Source organism: Streptomyces sp. NPDC048734, assembly GCF_043198675.1.
Classification (GTDB): Bacteria; Actinomycetota; Actinomycetes; order Streptomycetales; family Streptomycetaceae; genus Streptomyces.
In genome coordinates, this window is the sequence record NZ_JBICUZ010000002.1 from 689544 (window position 1) to 708173 (window position 18630).

Here is an 18630-nt window from a genome sequence, read left to right on the forward strand (position 1 = left end):
TGAGACGGGCTTCCGGAAAAACTGATGAGCGGGGAGAACCCCGGCCGGGCCCGCTCCTCCCGCCCGAGGCCCTCACTCGCCAACTCACTCGGGCACTCACTCGGGCGGGTGGACATCACCGGTTCGACCGGATTTCCGGGCCCCCGACTCCCCTACGCTCAGCGCAGACACCCGCAGGCGTGCATCGGCCTCGCCGGAACGCCGGCCACGGCACGAGGGCCTGCCCGGCGCGGAAGAACGCCCCTTCCCGACAGGTGTCCGTACCCGGCGCCCTGGCGTGTCCCCGCGCGGTCGATCTCGCGCCCGTCCCGCCGCAGTACGCCATGCCCTCACCAGCGAGCTCCCGCCCGAAGGCGTACGGCCGCCCCGCCGTCCTCCTCGCCGTACGGCCGCCACCCGTTCCCGAACCGATGGAGGAAACCCATGGTCAGTCCGCCCCACGAGGCGATGCACCGCATCTTCCAGCACGACCCCGGACTGTTCAGCCGTGTCTCCCGCTTCCTCGGAGTCGACGTCCCCACCCCCGTGAAGGGGACCGCTCTGCCGACCGACCTCACGGAGGCAAGCCCCGTCGAGCGCCGCGTGGACACGCTCCTGCGCTTCGAGACCGCGGAGCAGGCACCCTTCCTCCTGGCCGTCGAAGCCCAGGGCAGGAAGGACCCGGACAAGCCCGCGAGCTGGGCGTACTACGCCGCGTACCTGTGGACGAAGTACCGGTTGCCCACGGCTCTCCTGGTCGTCTGCCAGGACCACGCCACCGCCAGGTGGGCCGGGCAGGCGGTGCACAGCGGACCGCCTCAACTGCCCACCCTCACCCTGCGGCCCCTGGTCGCCGGCCCCCACAACATGCCGGTGATCACCGACCCGGAGGAAGCCCGCGCCGACCTGGTCCTGGCCAGCCTGGCGGCCATCACACACGCCGCCGATCCGGTCGTCGATGTGATATTGAAGGCCCTGTCCACAGCATTGCGGGACGTACCCGAAGACATGGCCACGGCACGGAGGCGGGGCGTCGTTCGCGGGCGCGCGGCACACCGGTGGGCGGCAGCGGCGCGGCGAGCGGGGAAGCGACCGCGCGTCGCGGGTGAGAGCCGAGCCGGTCATCCGCGTCGCAGGGGCCGGCGAGTCCGGCTGCGGCCGGGACAGCCGCCTCGCACGGACCCCCATGGCCGAGCGCCTGTCCGTGGCTCACCCGTCACACATCCACCACCGCACGGACATGCGAAAGGGCCCGTACGACCGGAGTCGTACGGGCCCTCTCAGGTGCTCAGCTCAGGCTGGAGCAACCAGGTCGAGCAACAAGACTTACTTGTTGATCTTGGTGACCTGGCCGGCGCCCACGGTCCGGCCACCCTCACGGATGGCGAACTTCAGGCCCTCCTCCATGGCGATGGGCTGGATCAGCTCCACCTTCATTTCGGTGTTGTCGCCCGGCATGACCATCTCGGTGCCCTCGGGGAGGGTCACGACGCCGGTCACGTCCGTGGTACGGAAGTAGAACTGCGGGCGGTAGTTGTTGAAGAACGGCGTGTGACGGCCGCCCTCGTCCTTGGACAGGATGTACGCCTGCGCCTCGAACTCGGTGTGCGGGGTGACCGAACCCGGCTTGATGATGACCTGGCCGCGCTCGACGTCCTCGCGCTTGATGCCGCGGAGCAGCAGACCGACGTTCTCACCGGCCTGGCCCTCGTCGAGCAGCTTGCGGAACATCTCGATACCGGTGACCGTGGTGGTGGTCTTCTCGGTCTTGATGCCGATGATGTCGACGGTCTCGTTGACCTTCAGGACACCACGCTCGATACGGCCGGTGACGACCGTACCGCGACCGGTGATCGTGAAGACGTCCTCGATCGGCATGAGGAACGGCTTGTCGACGTCACGCTCGGGCTCCGGGATGGACTCGTCGACGGCCTGCATCAGGTCGAGGACGGTCTGGGCCCACTCCGGGTCGCCCTCGAGCGCCTTGAGAGCGGACACCTTGACGACCGGCAGGTCGTCGCCCGGGAACTCGTACTCGGAGAGGAGCTCACGGACCTCGAGCTCGACGAGCTCCAGGATCTCCTCGTCGTCCACCATGTCGGCCTTGTTCAGGGCGACGACGATGTACGGAACGCCGACCTGGCGGGCCAGGAGCACGTGCTCCTTGGTCTGCGGCATCGGGCCGTCGGTGGCGGCGACCACGAGGATGGCGCCGTCCATCTGGGCAGCACCGGTGATCATGTTCTTGATGTAGTCCGCGTGACCCGGGCAGTCGACGTGCGCGTAGTGACGCGTCTCCGTCTGGTACTCGACGTGCGCGATGGAGATGGTGATACCGCGCTGGCGCTCTTCGGGAGCCTTGTCGATCTGGTCGAAGGCCGAAGCCTCGTTCAGGTCCGGGTACTTGTCGTGCAGCACCTTGGTAATGGCGGCCGTGAGGGTCGTCTTACCGTGGTCGATGTGACCGATGGTGCCGATGTTGACGTGCGGCTTAGTCCGCTCGAACTTCGCCTTCGCCACGGGGGTCCTCCTGGGAGTGGTTCTGGTACGCCTTACTTCATCGGCGCCAGGTGATCTTTGCTGGAATGCCCGGGCCCAGGGGCGAAAGGCCGGGAATGCGGCCGTTCGCCCCAAGAGGCTCCGGAGTCAAGCCTACGGCGTGTGAACGGAGTGCGTTACTCGCCCTTGGCCTTCGCGATGATCTCCTCGGCGACGTTCCGCGGAACCTCGGCGTAGGAGTCGAACTGCATCGAGTAGCTTGCGCGACCCGAGGTCTTGCTGCGGAGGTCTCCGACGTAGCCGAACATCTCCGAGAGCGGCACGAGGCCCTTCACGACGCGGGCGCCGGCGCGCTCCTCCATGGCCTGGATCTGGCCACGGCGGGAGTTGATGTCGCCGATGACCTCACCCATGTAGTCCTCGGGCGTGGTGACCTCGACGGCCATCATCGGCTCGAGCAGCACGGGGCTGGCCTTGCGCGCGGCCTCCTTGAACGCCTGCGAACCGGCGATCTTGAAGGCGAGTTCGGAGGAGTCCACCTCGTGGTAGCCACCGTCGAGCAGGGTGACGCGCACGCCGGTCATCTCGTAACCGGCGAGGATGCCGAACTGCATGGCCTCCTGCGCACCGGCGTCCACCGAAGGGATGTACTCCTTCGGGATACGGCCACCGGTCACCTTGTTCACGAACTCGTACGAGGCGTCGCCGCCCTCGATCGGCTCGATCGCGATCTGCACCTTGGCGAACTGACCGGTACCACCGGTCTGCTTCTTGTGCGTGTAGTCGAGCCGGTCGACCGCCTTGCGGATGGTCTCGCGGTACGCGACCTGCGGCTTGCCGACGTTGGCCTCGACCTTGAACTCACGGCGCATGCGGTCGACCAGCACCTCGAGGTGCAGCTCGCCCATACCACCGATGATGGTCTGGCCGGTCTCCTCGTCCGAGTGAACCTGGAAGGAGGGGTCCTCCTCCGCGAGACGCTGGATGGCGACACCCAGCTTCTCCTGGTCGCCCTTGGACTTGGGCTCGATGGCGACCTGGATGACCGGGGCCGGGAAGTCCATGGACTCCAGGATGACCGGCGCCTTGTCGTCGCACAGCGTCTCACCGGTCGTGGTCTGCTTCAGACCCATGACGGCGACGATGTCGCCGGCGCCGACCGCCGCGATCTCCTCACGCTTGTTCGCGTGCATGCGGTAGATCTTGCCGATGCGCTCCTTCTTGCCCTTGACGGAGTTCAGCACGGCGGTGCCGGACTCCAGGCGGCCCGAGTAGACCCGGACGAAGGTGAGCTTGCCGAGGTGCGGGTCGCTCATGATCTTGAACGCGAGGGCCGACAGCGGCTCGTCCTCGGACGGCTTGCGCTTGACGACCTCCTCCGGGTCGTTCACGGCGTGGCCCTCGATGGCCTCGACGTCGAGCGGGGAGGGGAGGTAGCGCACGACCGCGTCAAGCAGGGGCTGAACGCCCTTGTTCTTGAACGCGGTACCGCAGAACACCGGGGTGACCGTGGTGTCCTTGGACTTGCCGGACGCGATGGTGATGCGACGGATCGCGGCGTACAGCTGCTCCTCGGAGGGCTCGGTGCCCTCGAGGTACAGCTCCATGATCTCTTCGTCGTTCTCGGCGACGGCCTCGATGAGCTTGCCGCGGTACTCCTCGGCAGCCTCGGTGTGCGTGGCCGGGATGTCGACGATGTCGTACATCTCGCCCTTGGTGGCCTCGGCGGACCACACGAACGCCTTCATCGTGACCAGGTCGACGACGCCCTTGAAGTCGGCCTCGGCACCGATCGGGAGCTGCATGACGATCGGCTGAGCGCCGAGGCGGTCAGAGATCATGTCGACGCAGCGGTGGAACTCGGCACCGGTCCGGTCGAGCTTGTTGACGAAGCAGATGCGGGGGACGCCGTAGCGGTCCGCCTGACGCCACACCGTCTCGGACTGGGGCTCGACACCGGCGACGCCGTCGAACACCGTCACGGCACCGTCGAGCACGCGCAGGGAACGCTCCACCTCGACGGTGAAGTCGACGTGACCCGGGGTGTCGATGATGTTGATGGTGTGGTCGACGTCGGCGAGCGGCCAGTGACAGGTGGTGGCAGCAGAGGTGATCGTGATGCCACGCTCCTGCTCCTGCTCCATCCAGTCCATGGTGGCAGCGCCGTCGTGGACCTCACCGATCTTGTAGGACACACCGGTGTAGAACAGGATCCGCTCGGTGGTGGTCGTCTTGCCCGCGTCGATGTGGGCCATGATCCCGATGTTGCGGACCTTGGCCAGGTCAAGTGAAGTGGTAGCCATAAGGCTTCAGTCTTCTCTCGGTCTCGATGTGGGTAGCGACTACCAGCGGTAGTGCGCGAAGGCCTTGTTGGACTCGGCCATCTTGTGGGTGTCCTCGCGCTTCTTCACGGCCGCACCGAGGCCGTTGGAGGCGTCGAGCAGCTCGTTGAGCAGACGCTCGGTCATGGTCTTCTCGCGACGGGCGCGGGAGTAGCCGACGAGCCAGCGGAGCGCCAGGGTGCTCGCGCGGCCGGGCTTGACCTCGACCGGGACCTGGTAGGTCGCGCCACCGACACGGCGGGACTTGACCTCGATGGTCGGCTTGATGTTCTCGAGAGCGCGCTTCAGCGTGATGACCGGGTCGTTGCCGGTCTTCTCGCGCAGGCCCTCCATGGCACCGTAGACGATGCGCTCGGCGGTGGAGCGCTTGCCGTTCAGCAGCACCTTGTTGATGAGCGACGTGACAAGAGGAGAACCGTAGACCGGGTCGATGATGACCGGGCGCTTCGGGGCAGGGCCCTTACGAGGCATGTCTTACTTCTCCTTCTTGGCGCCGTAGCGGCTGCGGGCCTGCTTGCGGTTCTTGACACCCTGGGTGTCGAGGGAACCACGGATGATCTTGTAGCGAACACCGGGCAGGTCCTTCACACGGCCACCACGCACGAGCACGATGGAGTGCTCCTGCAGGTTGTGCCCCTCACCCGGAATGTAAGCGGTGACCTCGATCCCGCTGGTCAGACGCACACGCGCGACCTTACGCAGGGCCGAGTTCGGCTTCTTCGGGGTGGTCGTGAACACACGCGTGCAGACGCCGCGACGCTGAGGGGAACCCTCGAGTGCGGGCGTCTTGTTCTTCTCGACCTTGTCCTGCCGGCCCTTGCGGACCAGCTGCTGGATCGTAGGCACTACTTCTCCGGTTTCTGTGTGCCGATTTGTACAGCTAACCTGGAACTTCGCCGACCCACGCGGTCGGGTGTGTCGGATCCGGCGGACTCCCGCCGCGAGGCGGAAAGAGGCGCGGATCGCGGTGGCCGCTCCTTAGGCCCCCGTGCGGTTGAAGGCACGCACGAAGGCCAGGGCACACCCCAGGCACAAGGTCTGAGCGTACCCAGCGCAACCACTCCGGTCAAAACAGAAGCCGCGCCGCCGACACACCGAGGTCACGTCCGCGCCCCCGACGGCCCCTGTGGTAGCGGCCCTCCGGCCTCCGCGGCGGGCGGCGGAACCGCCGCCCCGCCGGGAACCGCCGCTCCCCCGGGAGCCGTGCCCGGTCCGGCACCGGACGCGGGCTCGGGCGCGGGCGCGGGCACCGCGACGCGGGGACCCGCCGCCCCGTGCGCCGTGTCGTGGCCGACGAAGTACGTCGGACGGTTCTGCACGGCCGTGTAGATGCGCCCCACGTACTCGCCGAGCAGGCCGACGCAGATCAGCTGGACCGCGCCGATGAACAGGACGCCGGTGAACAGGGAGGTCCAGCCGGGGACGGTGTGCTCCAGGGCGTGGGCGCCGAGCGTGTAGACCATCAGGGCCAGGCAGACCAGGAAGGCGAAGCCGCCGAGCCAGGTGGCGATGCGCAGCGGGGCCGCCGAGAAGCCGGTGACGCTGTCGATGGCGAGGCGGATCATGCGGCCCAGGGGGTACTTGCTGCGGCCCGCGGGCCGCGGCGCGCGCTCGTAGGCGACCTGGCCGCTCGGGAAGCCGAGCCAGGGCACCAGGAGGCGGTAGACGCGCTGCTGGTCCGGCAGCGCCTTGAGGGCGTCGACGGCGGCCCGGCTGAGCAGCCGGAAGTCACCGGCCTGGGCGGGCACGGAGGGGCCGGCCAGGCGGCGGACGAGCCGGTAGTACAGGCCGGCGGTCCACCGTTTGAAGCCCGTGTCGCTGGCCCGGTCGGCCCGGATGCCGTAGACGATGTCGAGGCCCTCGGCGCGGGCCAGCGCCAGCATGTCGGGGATCTTCTCGGGCGGGTCCTGGAGGTCGGCGTCGAGGCTCACCACATACGCCCCGTGGGCCCGGTCCAGGCCCGCGGTGAGGGCCGCCTGGTGGCCGGAGTTCCGGCGCAGGCCGATCACGCGCAGCTCGGGCCAGCCGAGGCGGAACGCGGCGAGCAGCTCGGCGGTGCGGTCGGTGCTGCCGTCGTCGACGGCGACGACCTCGTAGCCGACGCCCATCCCGGCCAGGACCGGGCGCAGCCTGCTGACCAGCGCGGGAAGTACCTCTTCCTCGTTGTACATGGGTATGACGACCGACAGGACGGTCGCCGCCGCCGTGGTGTCCGGCGCTTCAGCCACCCGTACTCCCCCAAGCTGTGACGCACATGTGCGACGCTGTTGCGATCTTATGACCACACTTCATGATCGTCCGGACAGCGGTCGCGCGTCCGGCCCCGGCCGGTCGTCCGAGGGGGGACCCCAGTCATGAGCACGGCCCGCAGCGACACGGCGGCGGACTCCGCGATGCCCGAAGAGCCCGACGAGCCGGGCGGGCGGCAGAAGCGGCCGCGGGTGCCGCGCCGGCTCACGCTGCCGGATGGTCTACGACCGTACCGTGCCCCACTGCTCCTGTACGGCGTCACGAAGCTGGTCGGGCTGACCGTCTTCGCGCTCCTGCTCGAGGCGGCCGGCGACTACCGGGAGAAGCAGCCCCGCTTCGGCGGCGGCGCCCACTGGTGGGACGTGCTCGCCACCTGGGACGGCTGGTGGTACCTCCAGGTCGCCGAGAAGGGGTACGACCCGCGGCCCCTGACACCCCTCGCGCCGGGCGGCATGTTCACGGTCGAGCAGAACTCCGTCGCGTTCTTCCCGCTGTACCCGGGGCTGATCCGCGGGGTGTCCGAGATCACCGGGCTCGGCCTGTTCGGGTCCGGGATCCTCGTCTCGGTGCTCGCGTCCTTCGTCGCCGCCGCCGGGATCTACGCCGTCGTCGCCACGCTCGCGGGGGCGCGGGCCGGCACCATCGCCGCCGGGCTGTGGGCGGTCGTACCGGGCGCCGGCGTCGAGTGGGCGGTGTACTCGGAGTCCCTGTTCGTGGCCATCGCCGCCTGGTGCTGCTACGGCGTGATGAAGGGCCGGTGGCTCACGGCCGGGCTCCTCGCCTTCGTCGCCGGACTGAACCGGCCCACCTCCGCCGCGCTCATCGGCGCGGTCGGGCTCGCCGCGCTGGTCACCCTCGCCCGGCGCGACAGCAGACGCGCGCACGGGGTGGCGGGACCGGTGTACGCGATGGCCGCCGCGCCGCTCGGCCTGCTCACCTACGTCGCCTGGGTCGGGCTGAGCATGGGCGACCTGACGGCGTACTTCACGCTCCAGCGCGAGGGCTGGGCGCACTACTTCGACTTCGGCGCCTACACCCTCGACGTGCTGGGCAACACGGCCGTCGGCCGGCACGACTACCTGTTCGCCTTCTCCGTCCCCGACCTGATAGCCGTCCAGGTGGTGCTGGCGCTGCCGTTCCTGATCGCGCTGATGCTGCGGAAGAAGCCGCCGCTGGTGCTCGTCGCGTACACGCTGGCCAGCGTGGTGACCGTGCTCGGCACCCAGCAGATGTTCGGCAACACACCGCGCTACCTGCTGCCCTGCTTCCCGCTGCTCCTGGCCCCCGCGGCGGCGCTGGGCCGCCTGAAGTGGCCGGGTCTGACGGTCTTCTTCACCACGGCCGCCGTGGCCTCGGGTTGGTACGCCCACTACGTCATGTTCGAGCTGGGCATCCCCTGACCGACGCCACCGGACCGGGACGCCCCGCCCCGGGCTCCGGTGTCAGTGCGATGCGACCGCCGCCAGGAACAGGACGGCGAGAAAGACCGCCCAGCCCGCCACCGACAGCCAGCCCAGGACGAGGCCGGCCATGGCGAAGCCCTCGCCGCCCTCGCCGGTGCGGCGGATCTCGGCTCTGGCCGAGTGCCCGAGGATCACCGCGGGGATGCCGGTGAGGCCCATCGTCATCGTGGTGAGGACGCCGCAGACCATGGAGCCGACCGCCTTGCCGTTCGTCGGCGGCGGGGCGGCCAGGAAGGTCCGCGGAACCTGCGTCGGGTAGCCGTGCGGCTGCGGGACGGGCGGCTGCGCGGCGACGGGGCCCTGCGGCAGGTCGGCGACGATCAGGGACAGCTCACCGACCGTGCGGGCCTCGTACGCGCGCGCCACCCGGCGCTCGAACTCCCCCTGCTGGAGACGACCCTCGGCGAAACCCGCTCTGAGCACGTCGACGGTGCGCTCCCGGTCCGCGTGGGCGGCCAGCATCGGCGGACCGCTCTGGCCCTGCCACGGCTGCCATGGCGACGGATACGACACGGACACCTCCCCCGCTCGGCGTGAACTGCCTCCATCATTCTCCTACGCTCGGCGGACCGCGATGGTTCCCTCACTCGTCCTGACGCCGCCTCCGCGGAGGGACGGAGGGGGCCCTGGGAGACCGCGGGCGGGTCGGCGGCACGGCCGGGCACCAGCAGGGCGGCGCGGCCGGGCACGGCACCACGCGGAGGCGGCCGCACCGCCGCGGACGGCCGCGGACACGCCGAAGGGCGGCCACCCGCACGGGTGACCGCCCTTCGGTGCTTCAGACGTACGCCTTACTGGTTGTACGGACCGTAGTCGTAGTCCTCCAGCGGGACGGCCTGGCCGGAGCCGGTGCCGAACGGCGAGTAGTCGATGTCGTCGTAGCCGACGGCCGAGTACATCGCGGCCTTGGCCTCCTCGGTCGGCTCGACCCGGATGTTGCGGTAGCGGGACAGACCCGTACCGGCCGGGATGAGCTTACCGATGATGACGTTCTCCTTGAGGCCGATCAGGGAGTCGGACTTGGCGTTGATCGCCGCGTCCGTCAGCACCCTGGTCGTCTCCTGGAAGGACGCCGCCGACAGCCAGGACTCCGTGGCCAGCGAGGCCTTGGTGATACCCATGAGCTGCGGACGACCGGAGGCCGGGTGACCGCCCTCCTGCACCACACGACGGTTCTCGGTCTCGAACTTCGAGCGCTCGACCAGCTCGCCGGGCAGCAGCTCGGCGTCGCCGGACTCGATGATCGTCACGCGGCGGAGCATCTGCCGGATGATGATCTCGATGTGCTTGTCGTGGATCGACACACCCTGCGAGTTGTACACCCGCTGGACCTCGGCCACCAGGTGGACCTGGACGGCACGCTGACCCAGGATGCGCAGCACGTCGTGCGGGTTCTGGGTACCCACGGTGAGCTGCTGGCCCACCTCGACGTGCTCGCCCTCCTCGACCTTCAGACGGGCACGCTTCGAGATCGGGAACGCCGTCTCGTCGCTGCCGTCGTCCGGCGTGATGACGATCTTCTTGGTCTTCTCGGTCTCCTCGATCCGCACGCGGCCGGCGGCCTCGGAGATCGGGGCGACACCCTTCGGGGTACGGGCCTCGAAGAGCTCGACGACACGCGGCAGACCCTGGGTGATGTCGTCACCGGCCACACCACCGGTGTGGAAGGTACGCATCGTCAGCTGGGTACCGGGCTCACCGATGGACTGGGCGGCGATGATGCCGACCGCCTCACCGATGTCGACCAGCTTGCCGGTGGCCAGCGAACGGCCGTAGCACATGGCGCAGGTGCCGACGGCGGACTCGCAGGTCAGGACCGAGCGGGTCTTGACCTCCTCGACGCCGGCCTTGACCAGCTGGTCGATGAGGACGTCACCGAGGTCGACGCCCGCCGGGGCGAGCACCTTGCCGTCGACGACGATGTCCTCGGCGAGGCAGCGCGCGTACACGCTGGTCTCGGCGTCGTCCGCCTTGCGCAGCACGCCGTCCTCGCCGCGCTCGGCGATGGCCAGCTTGAGGCCGCGCTCGGTGCCGCAGTCCTCCTCGCGGATGATGACGTCCTGCGAGACGTCCACCAGACGACGGGTGAGGTAACCCGAGTCGGCGGTACGCAGGGCGGTGTCCGCCAGACCCTTACGGGCACCGTGGGTGGAGATGAAGTACTCCAGCACGGACAGGCCCTCACGGAAGGAGGCCTTGATCGGGCGCGGGATGGTCTCGTTCTTCGCGTTCGACACCAGACCGCGCATACCGGCGATCTGACGCATCTGCATCATGTTTCCTCGGGCACCCGAGTTGACCATCATCGAGACCGGGTTGGTCTTCGGGAAGTTCGCGTTCATCGCCTCGGCGACCTCGTTGGTCGCCTTGGTCCAGATCGCGATGAGCTCCTGCGTGCGCTCTTCCTTGGTGATCAGACCGCGCTCGTACTGCTTCTGGACCTTCTCGTCCTGCGCCTCGTAGCCCTGGACGATCGCCCGCTTCGCGTCGGGGACGACGATGTCGGAGATGGCCACGGTGACGCCGGAGCGGGTCGCCCAGTAGAAGCCGGCCGCCTTCAGGTTGTCGAGCGTCGCCGCCACAATGACCTTGGGGTAGCGCTCGGCGAGGTCGTTGACGATCTCCGAGAGCTGCTTCTTGCCGACCTCGTAGTCGACGAACGGGTAGTCCTCGGGCAGCAGCTCGTTGAAGAGCGCGCGGCCCAGGGTCGTCCGCAGCCGGAACGAGTCACCCTGCTGCCACTCGGGCTCGTCCTCCTCCCGCGCCGGCGGGGTCCAGCCGCGCGGCGGGATGGTGCCGACCGGGAAGCGGACGTCGACGCGCGACTGCAGCGACAGCTCGCCGGCGTCGAACGCCATGATCGCCTCGGCCACGGACGAGAAGGAACGCTCCTCGCCCTTGACGTCGCGCAGCTCGCCGTCGGTGGTGAGGAAGAACAGACCGAGGACCATGTCCTGGGTCGGCATCGTCACCGGACGGCCGTCGGCGGGCTTGAGGATGTTGTTCGAGGACAGCATCAGGATGCGGGCCTCGGCCTGCGCCTCCGCGGACAGCGGCAGGTGCACGGCCATCTGGTCACCGTCGAAGTCCGCGTTGAACGCGGTGCAGACGAGCGGGTGGATCTGGATGGCCTTGCCCTCGACCAGCTGCGGCTCGAAGGCCTGGATGCCGAGGCGGTGCAGGGTGGGCGCACGGTTCAGCAGCACCGGGTGCTCGGCGATGACCTCTTCGAGGACGTCGTACACCACGGTGCGGCCGCGCTCGACCATGCGCTTGGCCGACTTGATGTTCTGCGCGTGGTTCAGGTCGACCAGGCGCTTCATCACGAACGGCTTGAACAGCTCCAGCGCCATCGCCTTCGGCAGACCGCACTGGTGCAGCTTCAGCTGCGGACCGACGACGATCACGGAACGCGCGGAGTAGTCCACGCGCTTGCCGAGCAGGTTCTGGCGGAAGCGGCCCTGCTTGCCCTTCAGCATGTCGCTGAGGGACTTCAGCGGGCGGTTGCCGGGACCGGTGACCGGACGGCCACGACGGCCGTTGTCGAACAGCGCGTCCACGGCCTCCTGGAGCATGCGCTTCTCGTTGTTCACGATGATCTCGGGCGCACCGAGGTCGAGAAGGCGCTTCAGGCGGTTGTTGCGGTTGATGACACGGCGGTACAGGTCGTTCAGGTCGGAGGTCGCGAAGCGGCCACCGTCCAGCTGCACCATCGGACGCAGGTCCGGCGGGATGACCGGCACGCAGTCCAGCACCATGCCCTTGGGGCTGTTGCTGGTCTGCAGGAACGCGGAGACGACCTTGAGGCGCTTGAGCGCACGGGTCTTCTTCTGGCCCTTGCCGGTACGGATGATCTCGCGGAGCTTCTCGGCCTCCTCGTCGAGGTCGAAGGACTCCAGGCGCTTCTGCAGCGCCGCGGCACCCATCGAACCGTCGAAGTACGTGCCGAAGCGGTCGCGCAGCTCGCGGTAGAGCAGCTCGTCGCCCTCGAGGTCCTGGACCTTGAGGTTCTTGAAGCGGGTCCACACCTCGTCGAGGCGGTCGATCTCGCGCTGGGCGCGGTCGCGCAGCTGCTTCATCTCCCGCTCGGCGCCTTCGCGCACCTTGCGGCGCACGTCGGCCTTGGCACCCTCGGCCTCGAGCTCGGCCAGGTCGGTCTCGAGCTTCTTGGCGCGGGCCTCGAGGTCGGAGTCGCGACGGTTCTCGATCTGCTGGCGCTCGACGGAGACGTGCGCCTCCAGCGAGGGCAGGTCACGCGTGCGGCGCTCGTCGTCGACGTACGTGATCATGTACGCCGCGAAGTAGATGACCTTCTCGAGGTCCTTGGGAGCCAGGTCGAGCAGGTAGCCCAGACGGCTCGGGACGCCCTTGAAGTACCAGATGTGCGTGACGGGAGCGGCCAGCTCGATGTGGCCCATCCGCTCGCGGCGCACCTTGGCGCGGGTCACCTCGACGCCGCAGCGCTCACAGATGATGCCCTTGAAGCGGACACGCTTGTACTTGCCGCAGTAGCACTCCCAGTCCCGGGTCGGACCGAAGATCTTCTCGCAGAAGAGTCCGTCCTTTTCGGGCTTGAGGGTGCGGTAGTTGATGGTCTCGGGCTTCTTGACCTCGCCGTGGCTCCACTGACGGATGTCGTCAGCGGTGGCCAGACCGATCCGGAGCTCATCGAAGAAGTTGACGTCGAGCACTATGCGTCAATCCCTCTCAGGGTTGTAAGTCTGTGGTCTGAAACGGGGGTCGCGGGATCGGCGGGACCTCTGCACGAGAGGCCCCGCCGGACTCCCGTCAGACCTCTTCGACGCTGCTCGGCTCGCGCCGGGACAGGTCGATGCCGAGCTCTTCCGCAGCGCGGAAGACGTCCTCGTCGGTGTCGCGCATCTCGATGGACATGCCGTCCGAGGACAGCACCTCCACGTTGAGGCACAGGGACTGCATCTCCTTGATGAGCACCTTGAAGGACTCGGGGATGCCGGGCTCGGGAATGTTCTCGCCCTTGACGATGGCCTCGTAGACCTTCACGCGGCCGGTGACGTCGTCGGACTTGATGGTCAGCAGCTCCTGGAGGGCGTACGCGGCGCCATAAGCCTCCAGCGCCCACACCTCCATCTCGCCGAAGCGCTGGCCACCGAACTGGGCCTTACCACCCAGCGGCTGCTGGGTGATCATCGAGTACGGACCGGTCGAGCGGGCGTGCAGCTTGTCGTCGACCAGGTGGTGGAGCTTGAGGATGTACATGTAGCCGACCGAGATCGGCTCCGGGAACGGCTCACCCGAACGGCCGTCGAACAGCGGGGCCTTGCCGGACGGGAGCACCATGCGCCCGCCGTCACGGTTCGGGATGGTGTGCTGCAGCAGACCGGTCAGCTCGTCCTCACGGGCACCGTCGAACACCGGGGTGGCGACGTTGGTGCCGGGGGCGACGCTGTCGGCGCCGATCGCCTGGAGGCGCTGCGCCCAGTCGTCCGCGAGGCCGGAGACGTCCCAGCCGCGGCTGGCGAGCCAGCCGAGGTGGATCTCCAGGACCTGTCCCGGGTTCATTCGGGACGGCACACCGAGCGGGTTGAGGATGATGTCGACCGGGGTGCCGTCCTCCAGGAACGGCATGTCCTCGATCGGCAGGATCTTCGAGATGACACCCTTGTTGCCGTGACGGCCGGCGAGCTTGTCACCGTCCGTGATCTTGCGCTTCTGCGCCACGTAGACGCGAACCAGCTGGTTCACGCCCGGCGGCAGCTCGTCGCCCTCCTCACGGTCGAAGACGCGGACGCCGATGACCTTGCCGATCTCGCCGTGCGGCACCTTCAGCGAGGTGTCACGGACCTCACGGGCCTTCTCGCCGAAGATGGCGCGCAGCAGGCGCTCCTCCGGGGTCAGCTCGGTCTCGCCCTTGGGCGTGACCTTGCCGACCAGGATGTCGCCGGCGACGACCTCGGCACCGATACGGATGATGCCGCGCTCGTCGAGGTCGGCGAGGACCTCCTCGGAGACGTTCGGGATGTCCCGGGTGATCTCCTCGGGGCCGAGCTTGGTGTCACGGGCGTCGACCTCGTGCTCCTCGATGTGGATCGAGGAGAGGACGTCGTCCTGCACGAGGCGCTGCGACAGGATGATCGCGTCCTCGTAGTTGTGACCCTCCCACGGCATGAACGCCACGAGCAGGTTCTTGCCCAGCGCCATCTCGCCGTTCTCGGTGGCCGGACCGTCGGCCAGGACCTGGCCCTCGATGATCCGGTCGCCCTCGTTGACGATGACCTTCTGGTTGACCGAGGTGCCCTGGTTGGAACGGGCGAACTTGGCCAGGCGGTACGTGATGTACGTGCCGTCGTCGTTGGTGGTGGTGATGTAGTCCGCGGAGACCTCCTGGACCACACCCGCCTTCTCGGCCTTGACCACGTCGCCGGCGTCGACCGCGGAGCGGTACTCCATGCCGGTGCCGACGAGCGGCGACTCGCTCTTGATGAGCGGGACGGCCTGGCGCATCATGTTCGCGCCCATGAGGGCACGGTTGGCGTCGTCGTGCTCGAGGAACGGGATCATGGCGGTCGCGACCGACACCATCTGGCGCGGGGAGACGTCCATGTAGTCGACGTCGTCACCGGGGACGTAGTCGACCTCACCGCCACGACGGCGGACCAGGACGCGGGCCTCCTCGAACTGGAACTCGTCATTGAGCGGCGCGTTGGCCTGCGCGATGACGAACCGGTCCTCTTCGTCGGCCGTGAGGTAGTCCACCTCGTCGGTGACGACACCGCCGGTGACCTTGCGGTACGGCGTCTCGATGAAACCGAACGGGTTGATCCGGCCGTACGAGGCGAGCGAGCCGATCAGACCGATGTTCGGGCCTTCCGGCGTCTCGATCGGGCACATGCGGCCGTAGTGCGAGGGGTGGACGTCACGGACCTCGAAGCCGGCCCGCTCACGGGACAGACCACCCGGGCCGAGCGCGTTGAGACGACGCTTGTGCGTCAGACCCGACAGCGGGTTGTTCTGGTCCATGAACTGCGACAGCTGGCTGGTGCCGAAGAACTCCTTGATGGAGGCGACGACCGGCCGGATGTTGATCAGGGTCTGCGGCGTGATCGCCTCGACGTCCTGGGTGGTCATGCGCTCGCGCACGACGCGCTCCATACGGGCGAGACCCGTACGGACCTGGTTCTGGATCAGCTCGCCGACGCTGCGGATGCGACGGTTGCCGAAGTGGTCGATGTCGTCGGTCTCGACCATGATCGAGCGGCCCGACTCGCCGAGCGTCTCGGTCTCACCGGCGTGCAGCTTCACCAGGTACTTGATCGTGGCGATGATGTCGTCGGTGGTGAGCACGCCGGCGTCCAGCGGCTCGTCGGCGCCGAGCTTCTTGTTCACCTTGTAGCGGCCGACCTTGGCGAGGTCGTAGCGCTTGGGGTTGAAGTAGAGGTTCTCGAGCAGCGTCTGAGCGGCCTCGCGGGTCGGGGGCTCGCCCGGACGCAGCTTGCGGTAGATGTCCAGGAGCGCGTCGTCCTGGCCCTGGGTGTGGTCCTTCTCCAGGGTGGCGCGCATCGACTCGTACTCGCCGAACTCCTCGAGGATCTGCTCGGTGGTCCAGCCGAGAGCCTTCAGGAGGACGGTGACGGACTGCTTGCGCTTGCGGTCGATGCGGACGCCGACCATGTCGCGCTTGTCGATCTCCATCTCCAGCCAGGCACCCCGGGACGGGATGATCTTGGCGGAGAAGATGTCCTTGTCGGACGTCTTGTCGATGGAGGAGTCGAAGTAGACGCCGGGCGAGCGGACCAGCTGCGACACGACGACACGCTCGGTGCCGTTGATGACGAAGGTGCCCTTGTTGGTCATGAGCGGGAAGTCGCCCATGAAGACCGTCTGGGACTTGATCTCGCCGGTCTCGTTGTTCGTGAACTCGGCCGTCACGAAGAGCGGGGCCGCGTACGTGAAGTCACGGTCCTTGCACTCGTCGATGCTGTTCTTCGGCGGCTCGAAACGGTGGTCGCGGAAGGTCAGCGACATCGACCCGGAGAAGTCCTCGATCGGGGAGATCTCCTCGAAGATCTCCTCGAGGCCGGACTTGGTGGGGACGTCCTGACCGTTCTCGAGAGCCTCCTCGACGCGAGCCTTCCACGCTTCGTTGCCGAGCAGCCAGTCGAAGCTCTCGGTCTGCAGTGCGAGAAGGTTCGGAACCTCGAGGGGCTCCTTGATCTTTGCAAAGGAGATGCGCAGCGGGGCGGTGCTGGCAGCGTTGTTCGTATTCGCGGTCGAGGCGTTGCGCGAGGCGGCCAAGAGGGGGTCCTTCCGAGGGCTCGGACTCACTACGCGCGTACCGGCCCCTCTCCCACACAACGATACAGACTCCCCGAAATCGGCCGAAAGGCCAGGTCAGAAAGGGTCCGATCATCGGTGCTCGGGTGAGGGCATGCCCCTGGTGACGGGCAGGGGACAGCTAACAGGCAGCGCAAAGGGTCAGTGTAGCCACTTGGCACACTGATGTCCAGTGCGGGTTTTTCGAGACCCTCGTAGCTCTCAACGCCCTCGGTCCGGTAGCCCTCTAACGCACGGTGATACTGCCCTCTTCGCCGTCGATCCATGCCTCGGATACGGATCCTTGTGACGACGCGTCCTGAGAATTGCGCGCTGCGTGCGGTTCGTCAAGGCCCCCATGCCCGGACGCGGGGCGTCCGGGGACAAGACGAAGATCACCCTACCCCTCGCGAACTCAGGTGCAAGGCAACCGTGGCCGGCCCTCGGGAACGCCGAAGAGCGACCACCCGGATGGATGATCGCTCCTCGGTGCGCCGGCGTTACAGCCCCGAGGGGATCTGTTTCGGCCTTCGCTGCGGTCGTCGCCGACCGCGGGGTGTTACTTGACCTCGACGGAGGCGCCGGCGCCCTTGAGGGACTCGGCGGCCTTCTCGGCGGCGTCCTTGGCGACCTTCTCGAGGACGGGCTTCGGGGCGCCGTCCACGAGGTCCTTGGCCTCCTTCAGGCCGAGGGAGGTCAGCTCACGCACGACCTTGATGACCTGGATCTTCTTGTCGCCCGCACCGGTGAGGATGACGTCGAACTCGTCCTTCTCCTCCTCGGCCTCGACCGGGGCACCCGGGGCGCCCGGAGCGGCAACGGCGACCGCGGCGGCGGCGGTGACGTCGAACTTCTCCTCGAAGGCCTTCACGAACTCGGAGAGCTCGATGAGGGTCATCTCCTCGAACTGCGCGAGCAGGTCTTCCTGGCTGAGCTTCGCCATGGTGGGCGATCCTTCCACTAATTCGGCAGGTGCCGGATGTACTTGTTCGGCGGGCGTACGTTCGGCCCGCTAAGACCGCTGCCTCAGGCGGCGGTCAATGCGCGAGCCGAATTACTCGGCACCGCCCTGCTCTTCCTGCTTGGCGCGAAGGGCGTCCACGGTGCGGACGAGCTTCGAGGGAAGCGCCTGGAAGAGCTGTGCAGCCTGGGACTGCTTGCCCTTGAAGGCACCCGCCAGCTTGGAGAGCAGAACCTCGCGGGACTCGAGGTCCGCAAGCTTCTTGATCTCGTCGGCGGACAGCGCCTTGCCGTCAAGGACACCGCCCTTGATGACGAGGTTGGGGTTGTCCTTGGCGAAGTCACGAAGACCCTTCGCCGACTCCACCGGGTCACCGGTGACGAAGGCAACTGCCGTCGGACCGTTGAACAGGTCGTCGAGCGTCGAGATCCCGGCCTCGTTGGCCGCAATCTTGGTCAGCGTGTTCTTCACCACGGCGTACTGGGCGTTCTCACCGAGCGAACGACGCAGCGACTTGAGCTGCGCCACGGTGAGACCCCGGTACTCGGTCAGCACGGCGGCGTTCGAGCTGCGGAACTGCTCCGCGAGCTCGGCTACCGCGGCAGCCTTGTCGGGCCTTGCCATGAGCGTCGGCCTCCTTCCGGGTGTTGACGACCGCTCGGAAGGGGCTGGGACAAACGAAACGCCCCGGCGCAGGCGCACGGGGCGAGAGCTCGACCGAACGAAATCCGCGGGCGGATCACGGTCCGGGAGCACTTCCACAGTCACCTGCGCGGGTCGTCCGCATATCAGCGGATCCTTCGGCCACCGCACCCTCTCGCGAGCGCACGGCAACGACCAGCGG

Annotated in this window: 11 protein-coding genes and 1 pseudogene; 2 read left to right on the forward strand and 10 right to left on the reverse strand. The window is 67.9% G+C overall.

Features of this window, described 5'->3' with window-relative positions; all coding sequences use genetic code 11:
- Positions 1-423: 423 nt before the first annotated feature.
- A pseudogene (locus ACGFQC_RS08340) lies at positions 424-1041 on the forward strand (hypothetical protein); the annotation flags it as partial.
- A gap of 264 nt (positions 1042-1305) precedes the next feature.
- On the opposite strand, the gene tuf reads toward ACGFQC_RS08340, so the two are convergent.
- From tuf to ACGFQC_RS08365, 5 genes are all read right to left on the reverse strand, one after another.
- Positions 1306-2499, reverse strand: coding sequence for an elongation factor Tu (tuf, locus tag ACGFQC_RS08345; RefSeq protein WP_363089027.1), 1194 nt, complete (start codon positions 2497-2499; stop codon positions 1306-1308).
- A 155-nt stretch (positions 2500-2654) separates the two neighbouring features.
- Positions 2655-4781 (reverse strand): elongation factor G, encoded by a 2127-nt coding sequence (gene fusA, locus ACGFQC_RS08350; RefSeq protein WP_363089026.1) that lies wholly within the window; start codon positions 4779-4781, stop codon positions 2655-2657.
- A 39-nt stretch (positions 4782-4820) separates the two neighbouring features.
- Positions 4821-5291, reverse strand: a complete 471-nt coding sequence (rpsG, locus tag ACGFQC_RS08355; protein ID WP_030788318.1) for a 30S ribosomal protein S7 — start codon at positions 5289-5291, stop codon at positions 4821-4823.
- A gap of 3 nt (positions 5292-5294) precedes the next feature.
- Positions 5295-5666: a 30S ribosomal protein S12 gene (gene rpsL / locus ACGFQC_RS08360; protein WP_003948652.1), complete on the reverse strand. Its 372-nt coding sequence runs from the start codon at positions 5664-5666 to the stop codon at positions 5295-5297.
- A 254-nt stretch (positions 5667-5920) separates the two neighbouring features.
- Positions 5921-7048: a glycosyltransferase family 2 protein gene (locus tag ACGFQC_RS08365; RefSeq protein WP_363089025.1), complete on the reverse strand. Its 1128-nt coding sequence runs from the start codon at positions 7046-7048 to the stop codon at positions 5921-5923.
- Between the two features lie 126 nt (positions 7049-7174).
- Between ACGFQC_RS08365 and ACGFQC_RS08370 the strand changes: the two genes are divergently transcribed.
- Positions 7175-8470: a glycosyltransferase family 39 protein gene (locus tag ACGFQC_RS08370; RefSeq protein ID WP_363089024.1), complete on the forward strand. Its 1296-nt coding sequence runs from the start codon at positions 7175-7177 to the stop codon at positions 8468-8470.
- Between the two features lie 42 nt (positions 8471-8512).
- Here ACGFQC_RS08370 and ACGFQC_RS08375 read toward each other — a convergent pair whose 3' ends face one another.
- The 5 genes from ACGFQC_RS08375 to rplJ all read right to left on the reverse strand — a co-directional run bounded on the left by ACGFQC_RS08375 (position 8513) and on the right by rplJ (position 18410).
- Complete coding sequence (locus tag ACGFQC_RS08375) at positions 8513-8995, reverse strand: DUF1707 and DUF4190 domain-containing protein (protein WP_363089112.1); 483 nt, start codon at positions 8993-8995, stop codon at positions 8513-8515.
- 329 nt (positions 8996-9324) lie between these two features.
- The gene (locus ACGFQC_RS08380; protein ID WP_363089023.1) at positions 9325-13224 is read right to left on the reverse strand and encodes a DNA-directed RNA polymerase subunit beta'; all 3900 of its coding nucleotides are present in this window, start codon (positions 13222-13224) and stop codon (positions 9325-9327) included.
- A 97-nt stretch (positions 13225-13321) separates the two neighbouring features.
- Positions 13322-16807: a DNA-directed RNA polymerase subunit beta gene (rpoB, locus tag ACGFQC_RS08385; protein ID WP_363089022.1), complete on the reverse strand. Its 3486-nt coding sequence runs from the start codon at positions 16805-16807 to the stop codon at positions 13322-13324.
- A gap of 577 nt (positions 16808-17384) precedes the next feature.
- Positions 17385-17768, reverse strand: coding sequence for a 50S ribosomal protein L7/L12 (rplL, locus tag ACGFQC_RS08390; protein WP_355140812.1), 384 nt, complete (start codon positions 17766-17768; stop codon positions 17385-17387).
- Positions 17769-17879: 111 nt separating this feature from the next.
- Positions 17880-18410 carry a 50S ribosomal protein L10 gene (gene rplJ, locus ACGFQC_RS08395; protein ID WP_363089021.1) on the reverse strand — a complete coding sequence of 177 codons (531 nt, stop codon included), beginning with the start codon at positions 18408-18410 and terminating at the stop codon, positions 17880-17882.
- Positions 18411-18630: the final 220 nt, after the last annotated feature.

Excerpts from the sequence above, each read along its gene's own strand:
- fusA (WP_363089026.1), bottom strand. The coding sequence starts at position 4,781 with ATGGCTACCACTTCACTTGACCTGGCCAAGGTCCGCAACATCGGGATC.
- rpsG (WP_030788318.1), bottom strand. The coding sequence starts at position 5,291 with ATGCCTCGTAAGGGCCCTGCCCCGAAGCGCCCGGTCATCATCGACCCG.
- ACGFQC_RS08370 (WP_363089024.1), top strand. The coding sequence starts at position 7,175 with ATGAGCACGGCCCGCAGCGACACGGCGGCGGACTCCGCGATGCCCGAA.
- ACGFQC_RS08375 (WP_363089112.1), bottom strand. The coding sequence starts at position 8,995 with ATGCTGGCCGCCCACGCGGACCGGGAGCGCACCGTCGACGTGCTCAGA.
- rplL (WP_355140812.1), bottom strand. The coding sequence starts at position 17,768 with ATGGCGAAGCTCAGCCAGGAAGACCTGCTCGCGCAGTTCGAGGAGATG.
- rplJ (WP_363089021.1), bottom strand. The coding sequence starts at position 18,410 with ATGGCAAGGCCCGACAAGGCTGCCGCGGTAGCCGAGCTCGCGGAGCAG.